At 65.3% G+C, this 18,568-nt stretch carries 19 protein-coding genes and 1 tRNA gene; 9 read left to right on the plus strand and 11 right to left on the minus strand.

Annotated features, from left to right (window positions below; genetic code table 11):
- The first annotated feature begins 106 nt into the window (after positions 1 to 106).
- The gene (locus ACQ3DC_RS02690; protein WP_321214119.1) at positions 107 to 1,090 is read left to right on the plus strand and encodes a DNA-3-methyladenine glycosylase family protein; all 984 of its coding nucleotides are present in this window, start codon (positions 107 to 109) and stop codon (positions 1,088 to 1,090) included.
- 45 nt (positions 1,091 to 1,135) lie between these two features.
- On the opposite strand, the gene ACQ3DC_RS02695 is transcribed toward ACQ3DC_RS02690, so the two are convergent.
- Positions 1,136 to 2,077 carry a hypothetical protein gene (locus ACQ3DC_RS02695; protein WP_157241562.1) on the minus strand — a complete coding sequence of 314 codons (942 nt, stop codon included), beginning with the start codon at positions 2,075 to 2,077 and terminating at the stop codon, positions 1,136 to 1,138.
- Between the two features lie 153 nt (positions 2,078 to 2,230).
- The gene (locus ACQ3DC_RS02700) at positions 2,231 to 3,907 is read right to left on the minus strand and encodes an AMP-binding protein (protein WP_430751459.1); all 1,677 of its coding nucleotides are present in this window, start codon (positions 3,905 to 3,907) and stop codon (positions 2,231 to 2,233) included.
- A gap of 113 nt (positions 3,908 to 4,020) precedes the next feature.
- Here ACQ3DC_RS02700 and ACQ3DC_RS02705 point away from each other — a divergent pair, with 113 nt between their 5' ends.
- Entirely contained in the window at positions 4,021 to 4,299 is a 279-nt protein-coding gene (locus ACQ3DC_RS02705) for a putative quinol monooxygenase (protein ID WP_104999812.1), read from the plus strand.
- 76 nt (positions 4,300 to 4,375) lie between these two features.
- Here ACQ3DC_RS02705 and ACQ3DC_RS02710 read toward each other — a convergent pair whose 3' ends face one another.
- On the minus strand, positions 4,376 to 4,801 hold the full coding sequence (locus tag ACQ3DC_RS02710; protein ID WP_157241560.1) for a thioredoxin family protein: 426 nt from the start codon (positions 4,799 to 4,801) through the stop codon (positions 4,376 to 4,378).
- Positions 4,802 to 4,960: 159 nt separating this feature from the next.
- Here ACQ3DC_RS02710 and ACQ3DC_RS02715 point away from each other — a divergent pair, with 159 nt between their 5' ends.
- Together ACQ3DC_RS02715 and ACQ3DC_RS02720 are read left to right on the plus strand one after the other, a co-directional pair.
- Positions 4,961 to 5,884, plus strand: a complete 924-nt coding sequence (locus tag ACQ3DC_RS02715; RefSeq protein ID WP_430751460.1) for an ABC transporter ATP-binding protein — start codon at positions 4,961 to 4,963, stop codon at positions 5,882 to 5,884.
- On the plus strand, positions 5,881 to 6,678 hold the full coding sequence (locus tag ACQ3DC_RS02720; protein ID WP_430751461.1) for an ABC transporter permease subunit: 798 nt from the start codon (positions 5,881 to 5,883) through the stop codon (positions 6,676 to 6,678). Before ACQ3DC_RS02715 ends, ACQ3DC_RS02720 begins: the two co-directional genes overlap by 4 nt.
- Positions 6,679 to 6,681: 3 nt before the next feature.
- Here the strand turns inward: ACQ3DC_RS02720 and ACQ3DC_RS02725 are convergent, their stop codons facing one another.
- Positions 6,682 to 7,230 carry an acyl-CoA thioesterase gene (locus tag ACQ3DC_RS02725; RefSeq protein WP_430751462.1) on the minus strand — a complete coding sequence of 183 codons (549 nt, stop codon included), beginning with the start codon at positions 7,228 to 7,230 and terminating at the stop codon, positions 6,682 to 6,684.
- A gap of 70 nt (positions 7,231 to 7,300) precedes the next feature.
- Between ACQ3DC_RS02725 and ACQ3DC_RS02730 the strand changes: the two genes are divergently transcribed.
- Together ACQ3DC_RS02730 and ACQ3DC_RS02735 are read left to right on the plus strand one after the other, a co-directional pair.
- Positions 7,301 to 8,032, plus strand: coding sequence for a potassium channel family protein (locus ACQ3DC_RS02730; RefSeq protein WP_157241557.1), 732 nt, complete (start codon positions 7,301 to 7,303; stop codon positions 8,030 to 8,032).
- Positions 8,033 to 8,390: 358 nt separating this feature from the next.
- Complete coding sequence (locus tag ACQ3DC_RS02735; protein WP_430751463.1) at positions 8,391 to 9,365, plus strand: LysM peptidoglycan-binding domain-containing protein; 975 nt, start codon at positions 8,391 to 8,393, stop codon at positions 9,363 to 9,365.
- Between the two features lie 96 nt (positions 9,366 to 9,461).
- Here ACQ3DC_RS02735 and ACQ3DC_RS02740 read toward each other — a convergent pair whose 3' ends face one another.
- From ACQ3DC_RS02740 to ACQ3DC_RS02760, 5 genes are all read right to left on the minus strand, one after another.
- On the minus strand, positions 9,462 to 9,893 hold the full coding sequence (locus ACQ3DC_RS02740; RefSeq protein ID WP_157241555.1) for a CBS domain-containing protein: 432 nt from the start codon (positions 9,891 to 9,893) through the stop codon (positions 9,462 to 9,464).
- 139 nt (positions 9,894 to 10,032) lie between these two features.
- Positions 10,033 to 11,391 (minus strand): CoF synthetase, encoded by a 1,359-nt coding sequence (locus ACQ3DC_RS02745; RefSeq protein WP_430751464.1) that lies wholly within the window; start codon positions 11,389 to 11,391, stop codon positions 10,033 to 10,035.
- Between the two features lie 232 nt (positions 11,392 to 11,623).
- The gene (locus ACQ3DC_RS02750; RefSeq protein WP_430751465.1) at positions 11,624 to 12,760 is read right to left on the minus strand and encodes a hypothetical protein; all 1,137 of its coding nucleotides are present in this window, start codon (positions 12,758 to 12,760) and stop codon (positions 11,624 to 11,626) included.
- Positions 12,761 to 12,911: 151 nt separating this feature from the next.
- Positions 12,912 to 12,993, minus strand: a tRNA-Tyr gene (locus ACQ3DC_RS02755).
- A gap of 167 nt (positions 12,994 to 13,160) precedes the next feature.
- Positions 13,161 to 13,415 (minus strand): hypothetical protein, encoded by a 255-nt coding sequence (locus ACQ3DC_RS02760; protein WP_430751466.1) that lies wholly within the window; start codon positions 13,413 to 13,415, stop codon positions 13,161 to 13,163.
- A 185-nt stretch (positions 13,416 to 13,600) separates the two neighbouring features.
- Between ACQ3DC_RS02760 and ACQ3DC_RS02765 the strand changes: the two genes are divergently transcribed.
- Positions 13,601 to 14,092: a YajQ family cyclic di-GMP-binding protein gene (locus ACQ3DC_RS02765; protein ID WP_104998705.1), complete on the plus strand. Its 492-nt coding sequence runs from the start codon at positions 13,601 to 13,603 to the stop codon at positions 14,090 to 14,092.
- 112 nt (positions 14,093 to 14,204) lie between these two features.
- Here ACQ3DC_RS02765 and htpX read toward each other — a convergent pair whose 3' ends face one another.
- Both htpX and ACQ3DC_RS02775 read right to left on the minus strand, forming a co-directional pair.
- On the minus strand, positions 14,205 to 15,074 hold the full coding sequence (gene htpX / locus ACQ3DC_RS02770; RefSeq protein ID WP_321214133.1) for a zinc metalloprotease HtpX: 870 nt from the start codon (positions 15,072 to 15,074) through the stop codon (positions 14,205 to 14,207).
- 32 nt (positions 15,075 to 15,106) lie between these two features.
- Entirely contained in the window at positions 15,107 to 16,378 is a 1,272-nt protein-coding gene (locus ACQ3DC_RS02775; protein ID WP_430751467.1) for an MFS transporter, read from the minus strand.
- Positions 16,379 to 16,471: 93 nt separating this feature from the next.
- Here ACQ3DC_RS02775 and ACQ3DC_RS02780 point away from each other — a divergent pair, with 93 nt between their 5' ends.
- Entirely contained in the window at positions 16,472 to 16,957 is a 486-nt protein-coding gene (locus ACQ3DC_RS02780) for a Fur family transcriptional regulator (protein WP_157241553.1), read from the plus strand.
- A 7-nt stretch (positions 16,958 to 16,964) separates the two neighbouring features.
- Positions 16,965 to 18,461 carry a catalase gene (locus ACQ3DC_RS02785; protein WP_430751468.1) on the plus strand — a complete coding sequence of 499 codons (1,497 nt, stop codon included), beginning with the start codon at positions 16,965 to 16,967 and terminating at the stop codon, positions 18,459 to 18,461.
- Positions 18,462 to 18,568 lie beyond the last annotated feature (107 nt).

The following is an 18,568-nucleotide window of genomic DNA, read 5'->3' on the forward strand; positions in this document are numbered from 1 at the left end:
TCTAGACCCGGAATGCCGGCTGGATAAGGGGCCTTTGGCAGGTGCGTCCGGTTGCCAAAGATGGTGGCGGCCGCCTGTTGTCGCTGGGCCGTGGGACGATGGCTGTATGACGATTGCAGAGGTTCCCGCCCGGCTGGCAGCCGCGGCGGACGCCTCTGTCCGGTGGTATCCGGGCGGCCCTTACCACCTTGCCCGGACCCTCAGTCCGCTCCTGCGCGGCAACAGCGATCCGTCCTTCAGTGTCCAGGGAAACGTCATCTGGAATGCGTTTACGACGACGGACGGCCCGGCCGCCGTGAGGTTCAGCTCCGCCGGCGGCCCGGGCCTGGAGCACTGCGTGGACGTCCAGGCCTGGGGCACGGGCGCCGCGGCGGCCGTGCGGGCAGTGCCGCGGCTCCTGGGCGGGGATGACGACTGGTCGGCGTTTGACGAGCCCTCCTTCCATGCCACCCTCCCCGGCATGGTCCGTGAGGCGCGGCGGCGAAGCCGCGACGTCCGGCTTCCCGCCAGCGGCCGCATGGTGGACCAGCTCGTCCCGATCATCCTTGAACAGAAAGTGACGGTGATCGAGGCCCGCCGGGCCTACCGCTACCTTCTGCATCGCTACGGCTCCCCCGCTCCCCAGGCCGGCGCGCTGGCTCCGGCCGGCCTGGTGCTGGCTCCCACCGCCGGCCAATGGCTGCAGGTCCCCAGCTGGGAGTGGCACCGGGCGGGCGTGGGGCCGCAACGTTCGGCCACCGTGATGCGGGCGCTGCGTTCCGCCGTCGCAATTGAACGGCTGGCCGCGCTGCCGGCGCTGGAGGCCGCCGAAAAGCTGCAGGTAATCCCGGGGATCGGCGTGTGGACAGCGGCCGAGGTGGTGCAGCGCACCCACGGCTGCCCGGACTCGGTCTCGGTGGGTGACTACCACCTGGCTGCCTACGTGGGCGCGGCGTTGACCGGCAGCCGGACGGACGACGCCGGCATGCTCCGGCTGCTGGAACCATGGCGGGGGCACCGCCAGCGCGTGGTGCGGATGATCCAGGCCAGCGGCTTCCGCAAACCGACGTTCGGCCCCCGGATGACCATCCAGGACCACCGCCGGCACTGACTCATCGGTGCAACGCGGGGTCACATACAGCCCGATAAACCCCAGTCATCGGCCCAAAAGTGACCCCGCGTTATGGCGGGAATAGGCCCGTTTGATTCTGGCTATGAGGTCCTGGAAACCGTTAGCGAGGTCATCTGCGTTCGGCTTGAAATAGGACCAACCCGCGTTGATGAAGAATTCGTCCCGACGGTTGTCGCGCGACTGTTGTTCCCTCGACCGGTGATGGGCGCCGTCGTACTGCACCGCGATCCGGTGCTTTCGATACCCAAGGTCGGCTGCAGGCGACCTTGGGTCGCCGGGGTCGAGACGGAGCTGCAATTCGGGTTCCGGGAGGCGCGCGTCCAAGAGCGCCAGCCGCAGGAACGTTTCCGGGAGGGAATCCGACCCTACCCGCATCTCATCCAACGCCAGTCGCGCTTTTTCGACACCTTTCATGTTGGGATGCTGCCGTATCAAAAGGCGCAGACCTTCCTTGTAGGCAAACGGCAGGCTGCGGAACTCCAACTCCGGCCGGGGAGTGCGGATCAGTTGGTCCCCCATGGCCACGAGATACCGCAAGGGAAGCTTATGGGCCAGGTCAAGCCACGTTCGAGCGGGACCGCTGACCCTGATCCCGTCAATCTCAATGACTTCACCGGGAATTACATGCACGCGGTGACCGATGACCCCGGCCCGACGGACCCTTGGTAATCCGTGAGGCTTGCTGAGGTGGATGAGCGGCTCCTGGCCAAGCCATGGAGGGAGACCCAAATCGAAGAAGATACCGGCAGTCTCGTGCGACACCCAAGCGTCCGGCGTAGCAGCACAGAGAACGCGTGCCCGCTCGACCATGGAAGGCTCGCGGCCGGCGTGCACCCGGATTAGGCGTCCTGCGCCCATCAGGTCCTTGGCCCGCAAACGGTTCGGCGCAACACCAAGGGCCCGCGCCTGATAGACCGTGAATGGCAGTTTTGAGAGCTCCTCGGGGAGTGGCTTCGCAGTAACCATGCCACCCAGTGTGCGCGTTCGGGCAGAACAGCGTCTCACGTTATCCACAGGGCGCCCTTCCCTGGGCAACGCGGGGTCACTCCCTGCCAGAGAAACCCGGATTATCGGGCGGAAAGTGACCCCGCGTTGCTGTAGGTTGCAGCGGAGGACGAATCAGAGACCCAGCCGGGCCACTGCTTCCTCGCGCATCTCCACTTTGCGGACTTTCCCGGAGACCGTCATGGGGAAGCTGGCCCGGATGTCCACGTAGCGCGGGATCTTGTAGTGGGCCAAACGGCCGCGGCAGAAGTCGGCGAGGGCAGAAGCATCCAGTGGTTCCGCCCCCGGTTCCAGGATGATGCAGGCCATCAGTTCCTCGCCGTACTGCGCATCCGGGACACCGATGACCTGCACGTCCCGGATGGACGGGTGGGTGTAGAGGAACTCTTCGATTTCCCGGGGATAGATGTTCTCTCCGCCCCTGATCACCATGTCCTTGATCCGGCCCTCGATCACCACGTAGCCGTCCCCGTCCATGCGGGCGAGGTCGCCGGTGTGCATCCATCCCTCGGCGTCGATGGCCTCGGCCGTCTTGTCCGGCTGGTTCCAGTACCCTTCCATCACCGCGTAGCCCCGGGTGCACAACTCGCCGATTTGCCCGCGCTCCAGGACATCTCCGGAGCCCGGGTCCACGATCTTGCTCTCCAGGTGCGGCATGGTCCGTCCCACGGTTTCGGTGCGGTGCTGCAGGGTATCGCCCTGCCGGGTCATGGTGGACACCGGGGATGTCTCCGTCATCCCGTAGCAGATGGCAACATCATGCATGTTCATCTCCGAGATCACCCGGTTCATCACCTCGATGGGGCACAGGGAGCCGGCCATAACGCCGGTGCGCAAGGTTGAGAGGTCGTAGGACGCAAAGTCGGGCAGCGCGAGTTCGGCGATGAACATGGTGGGCACGCCGTACAGCGACGTGCCGCCGAAATCCTGGACAGCTTCCAGGGCGGCAGCCGCGCTGAAACCGCGGCCGGGGATGATGGTGGCCGCACCGTGGCTCAGCGCGTTCAGGTTGCCGATCACCATGCCGAAGCAATGGTAGAAGGGCACGGGTATCACTACCCTGTCGTGTTCCGTATAGCCGAGCAGCTCGCCAATGGAAAACCCGTTGTTCAGGATGTTGTGGTGCGTCAGGGTGGCTCCTTTGGGGAATCCCGTGGTCCCGGACGTGTACTGCAGGTTGATGGGATCGTGCGGTCCGAGTTCAGCCATGCGGGCCTTCAGGCCGGAATGTCCGACGTCGTCCGCCCGCCGAAGCAGCTCGGCGTAGGTCAGTTCCGCGTCACTGAGGGGGACGCCGGCGTCGAGCCCTTCCCCGCCAGGCGAGGGAAGGAAGACCAGCTGGCGCAGGTCGGGGCACCCTGCGAGCGCCCGGCGGGCCATCCCCACGTAGTCGCTGTTCCGGTCCGACGGCGCCGTGACCAGCATCCGCATGCCGTTCTGCTTCACCACGAATTCCAGCTCGTGGCTGCGGTAGGCCGGGTTGACGTTCACCAGGATGGCGCCGGCCTTGGCCGTGGCGTACTGCAGCAGCGTCCACTCGGCGCAGTTCGGGCTCCAGATCCCCACCCGGTCCCCTTTGGCGACGCCCGTGGCGAGGAGCGCACGCGCCAGCCTGTCGACGTCGTCATTCATTTTTGTGTAGCTCCAGCGGCGCGCATCCGCCCCGGGAACAGGCGCCGCCTCAATCAGCGCGTCGTGGAAGGGGAACCGCTCCACCACCCGCTCAAAGTTCGTGCCGATGGTCTCTTCGAGCAGCGGGACGTCAGTGTCCCCGGCTGTGTAAGCGCGCATGGTGGCACGCTACCAAGTGGCCCCCGGCAATAAAAGCACCGCGGAACCACAACACCCGGGTGTCCGGCGCAACAGAGGCAAAGCCCTCCCCTGCTGCCGGTATTGTGAAATCCATGAGTTCACCCATTGACCTGCAGGCAACGTTCATCCCCAACGACGGCGAGTTCCACCGTGTAAAGCTGGCGCTCGAAATAGCCATCGATGAGGTGGTGAACGAACCGGGCTGCATCCGTTACGAGCTGACCGAAGCCACCGAAGAGAAGCTGGTCCTGACCGAGCAGTGGGCGTCGGAGGAGGATCTGGCCAAGCATTCCAAGGGCATCGCGGTGCAGGACCTCAACGAATCGCTGAGCGCGCTGCTGGCGGAACCGGTCAAGGTGGAACGGATCTAGCCTGTCCGAATCAGCTGCTTTAAAACGAATGCGGGACCTCCCAGTGGGAGGTCCCGCATTCGAAGTTAAGGGGGGATCAGGCGTCCGGGATCTGGGTTCCGTCCTGGGGGCCGGCCTGCCTGCCGGCCGTTGCAGCGGCTTCTTCCCGCTGGCGTGCCACATGGGCATGGACTTCCTCCATGTCCAGCGCCTTCACGGCATCCACCACCTGTTCGAGCTGCTGGGCGTTCAGCGCACCGGGCTGCGAGAACACCAGCACCTTTTCGCGGAAGGCCATCAGCGTGGGGATGGACGAGATGCCTGCCTCGGCGGCCAGCTGCTGCTCCGCCTCCGTGTCCACCTTGGTGAAGAGGACATCCGGGTGCTTCTCTGAGACCGCTGAGTACGTGGGCCCAAACTGCTTGCAGGGGCCGCACCATTCCGCCCAGAAATCCACCAGGACAATATCGTTGCCTTCGATGGTGGATGCGAACTGTTCACCTGTGATGTCAAGGGTAGCCATGTGTCAACGGTACGCGTGATGCCCGGGCCTGTCCTGTTCAGGGAGCCCTTGTTCGCTCCGCGCGTGATCGGGAATAACCGGGCGCCCTCCATGTACACGGCCGCCCGCGGAGCCTAGTCTGGGGGTCACCAGCCGCTGTGTTCGCGTCCAGGAGGGCTCATGGCCACCGCTGTTTCCGCCCGGTCCCTGACCAAGAGGTTCGGCCGCAGGGAAGTGCTGCACGGCATTGATTTCGAGGTGGAGACCGGAACGGTGTTCGGCGTGATCGGACCCAACGGCGCCGGCAAGACCACCACCATGCGCTGCCTGCTGGACATCATCCGGCCCAGCGGGGGCGAGATCCGCGTCCTCGGCATTGATCCGCGGCTGGGCGGACCCGGGCTTCGCCGCCGCATCGGCTACCTGCCCGGAGAGTTGTTCCTCGAAGGCCGGGTGACGGGCCGCAAGCTGCTGGCGCACTACCAGGCCATCAGCGGGCCCGTTCCGCCGGGGCGTATTGACTCGCTCGCCGAGCGGCTGGGGCTGGACCTCGACCGCCACACGCGCCAGCTGTCGAAGGGCAACAAACAGAAGCTCGGGCTGGTCCAGGCGTTTATGCACCAGCCGGAACTGCTGGTCCTCGATGAACCCACGAGCGGCCTGGATCCGCTGGTCCAGCAGGAGTTCCACGCGATGGTGCGGGAGGCGAAACACCGCGGACAGACCATCTTCCTCAGCTCCCACGTCCTGAGCGAGGTGCAGCAGACGGCGGACACGGTGGCCATCCTCCGCGATGGCCGGATCATCACCGTCGAGTCGGTCGAAGGGCTGCGCGAAGGGGCCGTGCGCCACGTCCGCTTCACCACGCACGGCATCCCTGCGCCCGACGCCGTGGCGCTGCTGTCGGGGGTGCCCGGCATCGGGCAGGCGGAGGTGCTTGAGGCGGACGGCAGCGTAACGCTGTCCGCCACGCTGGAGGGCGCCATCCAGCCGCTGGTCCGGATGCTGGCTTCCCTCCAGCTGACCGACCTCGTCCTGGAGGAGCCTGACCTGGAGGAAGCCGTGCTCAAGATGTACTCAGGCCAGCCGGAGGACGCGCGGTGAAAACACTCCCCTTGTTCCGCCGCGCCTTCCTCGACACGTGGCGCTCCACCCTGGGCTGGGCGGCCGGACTGGCCGCAGCCTGTTTCCTCTACCTCCCGCTGTACCCGTCCCTCGGCGGCAGCGCGGAAATGCAGGACATGGTCAACGCTCTCCCCCCGGAGATGACAAAGGCGCTGAACTATGACCAGATCGCCACTGGACCCGGCTACGCACAGGCCACCCTGTACGGACTCCTTGGCTTCATGCTGATGACCATAGCCTCTGTCGCCTGGGGCGCCGCGGCCGTGGGCGGGGACGAGGAATCGGGTCAGCTGGAACTGACCCTGGCCCACGGTGTGACCCGCGGCCAGGTGGTACTGGAGCGGGCGCTGGCACTGTTCCTGCGCGTGGTCCTGCTTGCTGCCCTGGTCTGTGCGCTCGTCTGGCTGCTGAACGGGCCCGCGCAGCTGGATATCAAGCTGGACAATCTGCTGGGTGCCACCGTCCTGTTTGCCGGGCTGGCGCTCCTCAGCGGAACGGCTGCCCTGTGCGTCGGCACTGTCACGGGCCGGCGGACCTATGGACTGGCCGCGGGCGCCACCGTGGCCGTGCTCGGTTACGTGTTCAACGCCGTGGGGCGCCAGAGCAAGGAGGTGGAGTGGCTGCTGGAGCTGAGCCCCTACCACTGGGCGTACGGCAATTCGCCGGTGGCCAACGGGGCGGACTGGGCGGCGGCAGCGTGGCTGTGGGGCATTTCGGCGGCACTCGTTGCGGTGGCCGCCGTCGCACTGGAACGGCGGGACGTGGGCGCTTAGGCGCTACGCTTCCCAGTCATGCGGCGCCGGCGTCCTGCTGCCAGGCAGCGCACTGGACGCCCGCCACTCGTGGATCCAGTCGGGGAGGACCAGGTCCGCAGGCGGCTCGCCGAACTCGCGCAGGATCTCCTCCTGGCTGACCGGCCGGCCCTTGGCCACCAGCCGGGTGGCGATGTACGCGCGGGCATAGACCTCGCCGTCGGCCACCATGCGCTGCTCGAAGAAGATCGCCTTGGCATCCAGCCCGATGATCCGGGTCTCGATGGCGTAGTGCTGCCACAGCTGGAGGGACTTCCGGAAGGCGATGGTCTCCGCGGCCACCACGGGGCCCCATCCGCGCCGGCGCATCCGCTTCCAGACTCCGCTGCGCACCATGAGGTCGAACCGGCCCAGGTCCATGAGGGACAGGTACATGCCGTTGTTGACATGCAGGGCGATATCGATGTCCGTGGGCAGCACCCGCAGCGGGAGTGAGGCACTGTCCCAGACCGTCACCGGCGGGCGGCGCGAGGATCGGAAGAGCATCAGGAGGGTTCTCAGGAGCAGGTGCATCCCCTTATGCTACCCGCCAGTAACATGCATGGCTGCAGCCGGCGGTGGAGCTGTTAGTAGGATTTCCTGCATGACCCAACAACGCTACCGGGACCTGGCGGACTGGCCGCTGACGGTGACTGCGCTCGTCTTCCTGGGAGCGTACGCATGGCAGGTGATTGGCAGGCTGGAGGGCAGTGCGGCCATCTGGCTCGAGGCAGTCATGTGGGCGACATGGGGCATCTTCGTGGTGGACTACCTGGCAAACCTGTGGCTCGCGGGCGACCGCAGCACCTGGTTCATCCGGAACCTGCATGAACTGGTGATTGTGGCCCTGCCGTTCTTCCGGCCGCTGCGCCTCCTCCGCCTGGTGACGCTGCTGTCCGTGCTGCACCGGACGCTGGGCGACACGCTCAGGGGACGCGTGGTCACCTACGTGGTGGGCTCGGCCACGATGCTGGTGTTCGTTGGAGCCCTCGCAGTCCTGGATGCGGAGCAGTCCGCGCCGGACGCGAAGATCATTACCTTCGGCGATGCCCTTTGGTGGGCCATGACCACCATCACCACCGTGGGTTACGGCGACATGTACCCGGTGACGCCGATCGGCCGCATGGTGGCGGCTGCGTTGATGATGAGCGGCATTGCCGTCCTGGGTGTGGTGACAGCGTCCATTGCGTCGTGGCTGGTCCAGCGGGTGGAGGATACCGCCGAGGCTGTGTCCGAGGCGGAGGAGCCGGTCCGTGCCGAAATGGCGGGGCTCGTGGCGGAAATTGCCGCGCTCCGGGCCGAGATCGCCGAGCTGCAGGAGCGGCGCACGCCGTAGTCCGCCCGGCTGCGGGCAAGTATCGGGTTGCCGGCGGTTGAGTAGTCGGTGCCGCGTTATCGGGTATCCCGCGCAAATATTCGGGTATTTCCTACTGGTGCCGCCCGCCGTGCTCCCTTCCTAGACTCGGGATTCCTAGGACCTGACACGTGCGGGCGGGTCCCCCGGGCTGGCTTCCCGGGGGTCCTGCCTCCTCACGGGGCCTCCGTATTTTCTGGGTATGCGGACGCTCCATCACGCGCCTTTTTGTGCAGCCCGGCAACAGCTGGGGGCGGCCGGGCGCATATTTCCTAAATCCGTCCTGCCTGCTGAAGCGCACAGCGCCAGCCTGCCTGGACCGAACCCGGATGGGCTACCCATGAACCAGCCATACCTCTCCACTCCCGAAGGCCCCAGCAGGAGCTTTGCCACCGATGAACCCCGCACCGACCTCACCGGCGTGCGGCCGGCCATCAGCAACAAGCTGTGGGCCGGCATGGCCACTGCCGCTGTGGTGGCCGCCGTCGGCGTCGGTGCCCTGGCGGCGCCTCCCGCGTCGCTGACCCAAAGCACGACGGCGATCGGCCAGGTTGCCGGAGCCGCGGCACCTGAAGTGCCGGCCGCCGCAGCGGAAGCTGTTTCCGCGGCAGAAGCGGCAGCCCCGGAAGCGGAAGCTCCGGCGCCCGCGGCTCCCGAAACGGCGCCACCGGCTGAACCGGCACCTGCCTCTGCTCCGGCGCCCGCCCCTGAACCCGCGCCTGCGGGTGATCCGAACGTCTACACCGTGGTGCCCGGAGATACTGTCGGGGCCATCGCGGCCAGTCACGGCGTGGACATGAACGCGATGCTCGCCGCCAACGGCCTCGGCCCGTTCAGCATCATTTACCCTGGCCAGACGCTGGTCCTGACCGGCCCGCCTGTTGCGGCGCCGGCGGCCGCTTCCCCCGCTTCCGCCCCCGTTGCAGCGTCCGTTCCCGCCCCGGCACCCCCAGCCGCCGCTCCGGCACCTGTCTTTGCCGCACCCGCGGTCCGCACCATTTATGTGGCGGGCGCCGGCGGCCAGGCCATGGTGGACGCCTGCATCGGTCCCATCCACTACACCCCCAATGACGGCTATTCGCTCTTCATCACGGAGCACGATTTCTGCGGCGGCTGGGCACGTTTCTCCGGCATTGGGGTGGGCGAGACGGTCAGCATCCCGGGCTATGGAACGTACACGGTTTCGGCACGGGGACAGGTGCCCAACCCGGGAACCACCAACGACGTGATTGCGGTCTTCGGCGGCTTCCCCCGGGCCATCCTGCAGACCTGCATCCCCGGCACCAGCCAGATGCTCCTGATCGCGCTGAACTGACTGCCAAGGTTGCCTTGGCATAGCTTGTCCGCGGTCCCTGGCCTTCAATGCAGGGAGCCGCGGACAAGGGCATGAACTGCGCCAGGAAGACCCCGGCTATGCGTTCATCCGCTTGCGCTCCGAGATATGCTCCACCAGTTCGCCCACGCGCTGTTCCGAGTAGTTGCGGGCGATGTCCCCCTGGCTGATGATGCCAACCAGCTTGTGGTCGGCGATCACGGGGAGCCGGCGGACCTGGTGTGTTTCCATCATTTCAATGGCGGCGTCAACGTTCGCGTCGGCATCGATCCAGTACGGCTTGCCCGAGGCGAGTTCGCTGGCCATCATTTCGCGCGGATCACGTCCGGCGGCCACGCACCTGATCACGATGTCACGGTCGGTGATCATGCCATGCAGCTTGCCGTCGTCGCCGCAGATGGGCAACGATCCGCAGTCCAGGTCCTTCATCATCCGGGCGGCATCTGCCAAGGACTGGTTTTCCTTAATACACTGTGCGTCCGTAGTCATGAATTCACGTACGGCACTCATTGGTCCTCCTTCATCGATTGGTATCGACGCAGGGCATCGGGCACATGCGCCGATGCTGCCAGACTACGCCCGGGCCGTGCCGATGTCGACGGCGGTTTGGCACCGTTCCGGGGCAGCTTCGGCCCCTGGACGGCCCACGTCAGTCAGCCGATGCCCGGCTCTTTTGGGCCCGGAACGTGAGGTCCAGCTCCCAGTCCTGGGGAGCCGTGGGGCCAAGTTGCCAGACGTACTCGTTCTTTAGCTTTGAACCGTCCGATGTGAAGGGGCCGGTGCGCAGCGGATAAAAAGCAATCGTCGGGAGGCTTGCCTCAGGTGAAGTAAGGATTGCGTTGTTGAAGTCACCGTTCATGCTTCTTAGTCGTTCAAGGATGTATGTCCGGTAGGAAGCTGCCTCGAAGGTGCCCTCGGTGGTGGCTTTCGAGGTGAGCTGAAGCGCGATGTGAAGCTGCCGGTTTCCCGACGCATCCTCAAAACTGACAAGCCGATGGTTTTCGACTGCTGACAGAAGGCTCTGGTCACTGCTAAGGACGTCGCGCAATGCATCCGGTGCCACAACTGCTCCGTTGAAGTCGACGGACAGGTCGCTCCTGCCGTAATGGAAGAGCACGGGCAGATCGAGGAACTGCTGGCGGATGACGTGTTCGAGCCCAAATTCCCGAAGCACAGCGTTGAGCTCACGCACGCGCAGCACGTGTCCGCGGTCATGAATGTTGTAACGGATCCGCGGGTTGACGTTCTCCTTGCGCACGATCGTGACGACGAGTTCGCCGTCCCCGTTCGTTTCGATGAGGTAGTCGTACGGGTTGAACTGGAAGATCATCGGGAGCACGCCGTATTCGTCCTGCCGGGTGAGCCGTGAGGACAGTTCCGGGTTGGCCGCGATCGCCTGGCGAAGCTCCACGGTGTAGTCCGTTTCGATGGCTATGTTGATCTCAAGGTCGGACGCACCGTAGGAGCCGAAGGCACTGTGGGCGTACTTCGTGATGTGGGCGCGCATGTTCTCGCTGATGCCCTCGCCGCCGAATGCCGCCACGATATCGTAGTCCTCCCAGATGATCCGATCGTCGTCGAACAGGGCTTTCAGGAAGGGCGGATAGCTAAGGATGATGTAGGTGTAATCCGGGCCGAACTCCAGCATCGTGGCGATTACCTTGTCACGGTCCGGGCCGATTGATTTGATCATTGTCACGTCTGTCAGGGAAGTCGTGACGTTCATCCCTGTTGCCCATGCTCCGAGTGAGAAGCAGTTGAGCACGAACGGCTGCTTCCTCAGTGTCTCGGCGGTGCGCGAAAAGCCAACTTGGAGCAGCTGCCTTGTGGCAAGACGTTCGTCGCGGCCACGCACCCAGCTGGTTGGAACACCCGAGCTTCCGGAAGATTCATCGACAACCACTCCATGGCGGGGAAGCACGCCGTCCACGCTGCGGGCAGGAATGGTCCAGCGTTTGATGTAGCTGTCCTTGTCCATCTCCGGCAGCGCGGCGAAGGCCTCCGCCACCGTCCTGCGCTTAAGGGAAAGCCTTCCACTGACGCCATGTTCGGAGAGGAACTCACGATAAGCAGGGACCCGTTTAGCCGCCATCTCAAAGGTCCGCCAGGCCCTCCAGCGTCCGGCGGTCCAACGGAAAGGTTCGATGCCCGGCATCAGCAGTATCCGGTGAGTTGAAACCCTTGGCGTAAAGACCCCGACGAATCTGTCCATAAGAAAGACGAACGCAAATATGAGCTTCTTATTCAAGGTGTGGCTCCTGTACGGACATGTCATCGGTGAGCAGCATCGAGGCCGCCGGGCGGCGGTGAGACTGTGGCGGGGTGTCGCTGTAACCGAACCTGAACAGCATCCACGCCATCCGGTTCGCTGTCTCGTTGATTCCAGCCTCCTCGACGAATTCTGCGTGAGAAGACGGGTTGGTGATCACAGTGCCAAAGGGGTGGAGGGATACGCCCTTTTCCGAAAAAAAGAGCCATACCTGCATGAACGTGCGCCCGGCTTCCAGGAAATGGCCCGGCTCCGCGAACGGGCCTTCCAACCATCCAAGCTGCCGCACGCCACGCATTGTGCGTAGATAGACGGCCTTTATGAAACCGCCGATGGCTGGGAAGGACCAAAGATTACGGTGCTTCATCGCGAATCGAAGCACCCGGCCGGGAATGATCATGGTCTCCGCGCTGAGACCGTCTGCCCGGGCTGCAGCCTCGTCCTTCGAAAACCGCAGCCACTCCATGATCTCGGCGTAGACCGCATTATTGCGCAAGTCGGAAAAGAGAGTTTTTTGATTGATCCGCACAAGCGATGAAACAGTGCGGCTGTCAGCGGTTGAATGAAATGCGTATCCTTGGCGGGCGGCAATGGAAGAAGCTGCCGTCAAAATCGCCTCATCGACCACCCGCTTGTCGTACGGCCGGCGCGACGTCCGCCTGGCCCGGAATGCGGCCAAAGCACTTTCGGCCAAGGGCGGGGAATGGGAGCCAGCTGCAGCAGGTTCCAATCGGACTGTGCCAATAAGATGCAGCCGGTCCTCGGCAGCGAAATCCATTTCGGAAAGCTCAAGGCTTTCCACGGTGCGGTAGCCCAGGGCCGCGGCCACCACGGACAGTGACTCCAGGAAGACCCCCGCGCACACGTGGCCGAAAGGGATTCCGAAAGATTCGGCAGGCAGCCCAAGGTCAAGGTCATAATAGACAACTGCAACGGTCTCGCTGATCGGCCTCAGCTTTATCGGCTGGGAATTATGCGGCGAGGGATACCAGCGGACCTCCTCGGCGATATCGAGCCAGGGTCCCTCAACATCGTCAGACATGCCGGCCACCGACAATTTCCCCCCATAAAAATTGCGAATATGTGAGAACACTATCTGCGGCATCATCAAGATCCGCCCAGATTTGTCACAGGATTGGAAAAAGATCGGGCAGCCTGCCCACCTGGCGTGATCCGAAGCCGATCCAGGGCGGCGGCCCGCAGCGGCCGGGCATGACAAAGGCCCGTAGCTTCCTGGAAACTACGGGCCTTTCCTTGGGTGGCAGATGAGGGATTCGAACCCCCGTAGGCGTTGCCAGCTGATTTACAGTCAGCCCCCTTTGGCCGCTCGGGTAATCTGCCGAACTTCAAAAGAAGTACCCGCCGATGCAGTCTGCAGAACGTCCGTTTCCGGGCCGTTCCGCTTCCAGTAACCGCGGGCAAGACAACTTTACAGAACTTCCGCCGAAGAATCGAATCGGGCCGCGCAGGCCCGGAAATCCCTTGAAACAACGGGGAAAGGAACGGATTCAGGCCTCTCCCAGAATCCTTCCGGCAAGCCGGGCCTCGAACTTCACGGCCTGCTCCTCAGTGATCTGGTTCAGCTGGACTGCACGCAGCAGGTCCTCGCTGACTCCCTCCATCCGGGATGAAGCATCGGCCACCGGAGCGAGGGCGATGGAGGCAGCCACCGCTGCTGCGGCCACCGACGACGCCGCTGCGGCCACCGCCCCCGCTGCTGCCGAGGTGGTGCGGGTGGCGTTACGGACGGCCTGGCGGTGCATGGTGTTCCCTTCGAACAACTTCCCAACACGTTCAACTGTTCTCCGCCCTCCTTCGTTCCTGCAGAGCGTCCGCTGGGAGGGAACTGTGAATCCCTGAGCCCCTCAACGCGGCCATCCGTATTAGGCTGGAATGCAGTGATAACCCCCTGTCCGCGCACAGGGCTTCCACCGGCAAAAGGAGAGTCATGGCAGGCGAGTCAACGTTCGACGTCGTAAGCAAGGTAGACAAGCAGGAAGTGGCCAACGCGCTGAACCAGGCGCAGAAGGAGCTGGCCCAGCGCTACGACTTCAAGGGCGTCGGCGCCGAGGTGGATTTCAGCGGCGAAAAGATCCTGATGAAGGCGAACTCCGAGGAACGCGTCCTGGCAGTGCTGGACGTGCTCCAGTCCAAGCTGATCCGCCGCGGCATCTCGCTGAAGTCGCTGGACGCCGGCGAGCCCTATGCGTCCGGCAAGGAGTACCGGCTGGAGGCCTCCATCAAGGAGGGCATCGCGCAGGACCTTGCCAAGAAGATCAACAAGCTCATCCGGGACGAAGCCCCCAAGTCGGTCAAGTCCCAGATCCAGGGCGACGAGCTCCGCGTGACGTCCAAGTCCCGCGACGACCTGCAGGCCACCATGGCCCTGCTGAAGGACTTCGAGGAAGCCGACCTGCAGTTCGTGAACTTCCGCAGCTAGCCGTCCGCCGCCGTCGTTCTCGACGCGCATAATTTCGGCCGACACGCAAGAGGCCGGCGCACCCGGAATAGGGCTGCGCCGGCCTCTTTGCGCGTCCCGGAGACGCCGGACGTCAGCCCAGCGGCCGGCCTGCCATCCGCTCCAGCCGGGAAATCCGGTCCCGCATGGGCGGATGCGTGGCAAACAGCTTGGTCATCGCACCGCCGCGGAAGGGGTTGGCGATCATCAGGTGCGAGGCATTCACCAGCCGCTGGTCCTGCGGCAGCGGTGCGATGGTGACGCCCCGCTCGATCTTGGCCAGCGCTGAGGCGAGCGCCAGCGGATCGCCGGTCAGCTGCGAACCGTCCTCGTCGGCGTCGTACTCCCGGGTCCGGGAAATGGCCATCTGGATCAGCGACGCCGCGAAGGGGGCGAGGAGCGCCATGGCCAGCATCGCCAGCGGATTGGAATTGCGCCGGTCACCGCCGCCGAAGAACAGGAGCATCTGGCCCACCGACGTGATCACGCCTGCGACGGCGGCGGCCACGGACGAGGTGAGGATGTCCCGGTTGTAGACGTGCATGAGCTCGTGGCCCAGGACTCCGCGGAGCTCCCGGGCGTCCAGCAACTGCAGCATTCCCTCGGTCACGCACACGGCGGCGTTCCGGGGATTGCGGCCGGTGGCGAAGGCGTTCGGGTTCATGGTGGGCGAGAGGTAGATGCGCGGCATGGGCTGGTTGGCGCGGACGGACAGTTCCCGGACCATCTGGTACAGCTGCGGCGCCTGCGGTTCCGTGACGGGGTAGGCCGCCATGGCGCGGATGGCGATCTTGTCGCTGTTCCAGTAGCCGTATGCCGTCGTGGCCACGCCCACGAGGGCCATGATCCAGATCGGCGCGGAGCTGCGGGTACTGGTGCCGATCAGCGCCCCGAGGCCCAGCAGCACCGCCCACAGCACCCCGAAGAGCGCCGCGGTCTTGAGCCCGTTGTAGTGTTTGTGCACGTCTCCTCCTTACTCACTATGGAAACGGCTGTCTAGGGGGCAGGGTTCCGCGCGTCGTACCTTCGGAAGCCCGGCTGGAGGCTGGCCGCCGCCCAGGCCCCGGCGATGCACAGCCCGCCGCCGAGCAGCAGGACCCAGCCCTCGGCCGCGAGCCTGGTGGCGCCGCCGGCCAGCAGGTCGCCGATCCTGGGACCGCTGGCCACCACCACGATGAAGACGCCCTGGAGCCGCCCGCGGAGGTGGTCCGGTGTGGCCGCCTGGAGGATGGTGTGGCGGAAGACGCCGCTGATGGAATCGGCAATGCCCGCGAGCGCGCAGCAGACTGCCGCCGGGAGAAGCCAGGGCGTGACCGCCCCGTCCGGTGCACGCCCGGCGAGCAGCACCACCAGGCCGAAGGCCGCCATGGACGCACCCCACCCCATTACCGAGATGACCACGGCGCTCCCTTGCCAGCGGACGCCGCCGAGGGGTCCGGAAAACAGGCCCGCCAGGAAAGCGCCGACGGCGGTGGACGCCAGCAGGACGCCTACGGTCGCTTCGCCGCCGCCGATCATGACGGCACCGATGGCCGGCATCAGCGCCCGCGGCTGGGCAAGGACCATGGCCACCAGGTCGATCACGAAGGTCATCCGGAGGTTGGGCCGCGTGCCGAGGAAGCGGAAGCCTTCGACGACGGAGCGGAGTCCGGGCCTGCCCGGGCTCCCTGACGGCGGCAGGGGCGGCAGCCGGTAGACCGCCCACAGCACGAACGCGAAACTGGCGAAATCAAGGGTGTACGTCCAGCCGAACCCCACCCAGGCCACCAGCACGCCGGCCAGCAGCGGACCGGCCGTCATGGCGAGGCCGAAGGACATCATGCTCAGTGCGTTGGCCGCGGGCAGGAGTTCGGTGCGGATCAGCATGGGAAGGATGGCGCTGCGGGCCGGCTGGTTGATGGCCTGCGCGCCGCTCTGCAGCGCCACCAGGAGGTACAGGACCCATACGTTGCCCAGCTGCAGCCAGGACTGCAGCGCGATCAGTCCGGTGGCCAGCCACATGACGGTGGAGGCCAGCAGCGCCACCTGGCGCCTGTCATGGGAGTCGGCGATGGATCCGCCCAGCAGCCCGCCGATCACCAGCGGCACCAGGGCGAAGACCGCCAGCAGGCCGACGTAGAGGCTCTCCCCGGTTATCCGGTAAACCTCAAGGCTCACTGCCACCAGGGTGAGCTGGCTGCCGACGGCGGATACGGCCGAGCCCACCCAGAGCCGGCGGAACGCAGGGCTCTCCCGGAGCGGCGTGATGTCAGCGAGCAGTTTCCCCACCCTGCAACCCTAGCGGCGGCGGTTTCTTCCCGTTCACAACGTATTAGCCGAGCCTTATTGTGAGATGCTCATAATAAGTGCTTGAATGGTGGCATGACGGAACACTTTGACGGCCACGAGGCATGGGCTGCCGCCCTGCGTGCCCACGGCCGCAGGGTGACCAAGCAGCGGCTGGCGGTCCTGGCCGCCGTCGAACGCCACCCCCACTCCCCTGCCGAGAGCATCCTGGCCGCCGCCCGCGCCGAACTGCCTGAGCTGACTGCACAGTCCGTATATGTGGTGCTCGGCGACCTGACGGACCTGCACATGCTCCGCAGGTTTGAGCCCCCGCACTCCCCCGCCCTGTACGAGACGCGGGTGGGCGATAACCACCACCACGCCATCTGCATCAGCTGCGGCCGGGTGGAGGACGTCGACTGCGCAGTGGGCCACGCACCCTGCCTCACCCCCCACTGGGATGAAAACGCCAAGCCGATGACCATCCAGATCGCCGACGTCATGTACCAGGGCATCTGCCAGGACTGCCAGCAGTCCCAACAACTTCCTTCCAATCGTCCCCCGCAAGAAATAGAGAAATAGGAGAACAATGACTGCCATTTCAACAACCCAGTCAGGTGCCCCCGTTACGTCGGACGCGCACTCGAAGTCAGTCGGTGCCGACGGTGCCATCATCCTGACTGACCACTACCTGGTGGAAAAGCTCGCCCAGTTCAACCGCGAGCGGGTGCCGGAGCGCGTAGTGCACGCCAAGGGCGGCGGCGCCTTCGGTACGTTCAAGGCCACCGAGGACGTGTCCAGGTACACCAAGGCAGCCTTCCTCCAGCCCGGCGTCGAGACCGAAATGCTGATCCGCTTCTCCTCCGTGGCCGGCGAAAGCGGCTCCCCGGACACCTGGCGCGATCCCCGCGGCTTCGCCGTGAAGTTCTACACCACCGAGGGCAACTACGACCTCGTGGGCAACAACACCCCGGTGTTCTTCATCCGTGACGGCATCAAGTTCCCGGACTTCATCCACTCCCAGAAGCGCCTGCCGGGCACGCACCTGCGCGACGCCGACATGCAGTGGGACTTCTGGACCCTGTCCCCCGAGTCCGCACACCAGGTCACCTGGCTCATGGGCGACCGCGGCCTGCCCGCCTCCTGGCGCGAAATGCAGGGCTACGGCTCGCACACGTACCAGTGGATCAACGCCGAGGGCGAGCGGTTCTGGGTCAAGTACCACTTCAAGTCCAACCAGGGCGTGAACTCCATGGGCAGCGAGCAGGCCGAGCAGCTGGCAGGCTCCGACGCCGACTTCTACATCCGCGACCTTTCCGAGAACATCGAGGCCGGCAACTTCCCGTCCTGGGACCTGCACGTCCAGGTCATGCCGTACGAGGACGCCAAGACCTACCGCTTCAACCCGTTCGACCTGACCAAGGTGTGGCCGCACGGCGACTACCCGCTGATCAAGGTGGGCACCATGGAGCTGAACCGGAACCCGGAAAACTACTTCGCGCAGATCGAGCAGGCCACCTTCGCGCCGTCGAACTTCGTGCCCGGCATCGCCGCTTCCCCGGACAAGATGCTGCAGGCCCGCATCTTCTCCTACGCGGATGCACACCGCTACCGCGTGGGCACCAACCACGCCCAGATCCCGGTGAACCAGCCCAAGAACCAGGTCAACAACTACAGCCAGGACGGTGCCGGGCGCTACCACTTCAACGCCCCGTCCGTGCCGGTCTACGCCCCCAACTCCGTTGGCGGCCCGGCCGCAGTCGAGCCGCAGAACCCGGCCGGCGGCTGGGAGAACGACGGCGAGCTGACCCTCGCCGCGCACTCCCTCCACGCCGAGGACAGCGACTTCGTCCAGGCAGGCACGCTCTACCGCGAGGTCTACGACGAAGCTGCGAAGGCCCGCTTCCTCGAGACCATCACCGGTGCAGTGGGCGGCGTCAAGAGCCCCGGCATCAAGGAACGCGCCATCCAGTACTGGACCAACGTTGACGCCGAACTCGGCGCCAAGCTGCGCGCCAACCTCGGTACCGCGGCTGCTCCGTCAGCTCCGTCCTCCGACGCTGAGGCTGCCAACAAGATCGGCTGATCCAGCTTCTTGCCGGGCTTCACGGCTTTGAGGGCACCCCGTCACGGTTTCCGTGGCGGGGTGCCCTTCTTTGCACATACGGGCCGGCGGCCGTGTCCATCTGCGTG

Origin of the sequence: Paenarthrobacter sp. NEAU-H11 (assembly GCF_050573415.1) — a bacterium.
Taxonomy (GTDB): domain Bacteria; phylum Actinomycetota; class Actinomycetes; order Actinomycetales; family Micrococcaceae; genus Arthrobacter.

Excerpts from the sequence above, each read along its gene's own strand:
- ACQ3DC_RS02700 (WP_430751459.1), bottom strand. The coding sequence starts at position 3,907 with ATGCGCGCTTACACAGCCGGGGACACTGACGTCCCGCTGCTCGAAGAG.
- ACQ3DC_RS02785 (WP_430751468.1), top strand. The coding sequence starts at position 16,965 with ATGACTGCCATTTCAACAACCCAGTCAGGTGCCCCCGTTACGTCGGAC.
- ACQ3DC_RS02715 (WP_430751460.1), top strand. The coding sequence starts at position 4,961 with ATGGCCACCGCTGTTTCCGCCCGGTCCCTGACCAAGAGGTTCGGCCGC.
- ACQ3DC_RS02725 (WP_430751462.1), bottom strand. The coding sequence starts at position 7,230 with ATGCACCTGCTCCTGAGAACCCTCCTGATGCTCTTCCGATCCTCGCGC.
- ACQ3DC_RS02705 (WP_104999812.1), top strand. The coding sequence starts at position 4,021 with ATGAGTTCACCCATTGACCTGCAGGCAACGTTCATCCCCAACGACGGC.
- ACQ3DC_RS02760 (WP_430751466.1), bottom strand. The coding sequence starts at position 13,415 with ATGCACCGCCAGGCCGTCCGTAACGCCACCCGCACCACCTCGGCAGCA.
- ACQ3DC_RS02690 (WP_321214119.1), top strand. The coding sequence starts at position 107 with ATGACGATTGCAGAGGTTCCCGCCCGGCTGGCAGCCGCGGCGGACGCC.
- ACQ3DC_RS02735 (WP_430751463.1), top strand. The coding sequence starts at position 8,391 with ATGAACCAGCCATACCTCTCCACTCCCGAAGGCCCCAGCAGGAGCTTT.
- ACQ3DC_RS02765 (WP_104998705.1), top strand. The coding sequence starts at position 13,601 with ATGGCAGGCGAGTCAACGTTCGACGTCGTAAGCAAGGTAGACAAGCAG.
- ACQ3DC_RS02750 (WP_430751465.1), bottom strand. The coding sequence starts at position 12,760 with ATGATGCCGCAGATAGTGTTCTCACATATTCGCAATTTTTATGGGGGG.
- ACQ3DC_RS02740 (WP_157241555.1), bottom strand. The coding sequence starts at position 9,893 with ATGAGTGCCGTACGTGAATTCATGACTACGGACGCACAGTGTATTAAG.
- ACQ3DC_RS02730 (WP_157241557.1), top strand. The coding sequence starts at position 7,301 with ATGACCCAACAACGCTACCGGGACCTGGCGGACTGGCCGCTGACGGTG.
- ACQ3DC_RS02780 (WP_157241553.1), top strand. The coding sequence starts at position 16,472 with ATGACGGAACACTTTGACGGCCACGAGGCATGGGCTGCCGCCCTGCGT.
- ACQ3DC_RS02695 (WP_157241562.1), bottom strand. The coding sequence starts at position 2,077 with ATGGTTACTGCGAAGCCACTCCCCGAGGAGCTCTCAAAACTGCCATTC.
- ACQ3DC_RS02710 (WP_157241560.1), bottom strand. The coding sequence starts at position 4,801 with ATGGCTACCCTTGACATCACAGGTGAACAGTTCGCATCCACCATCGAA.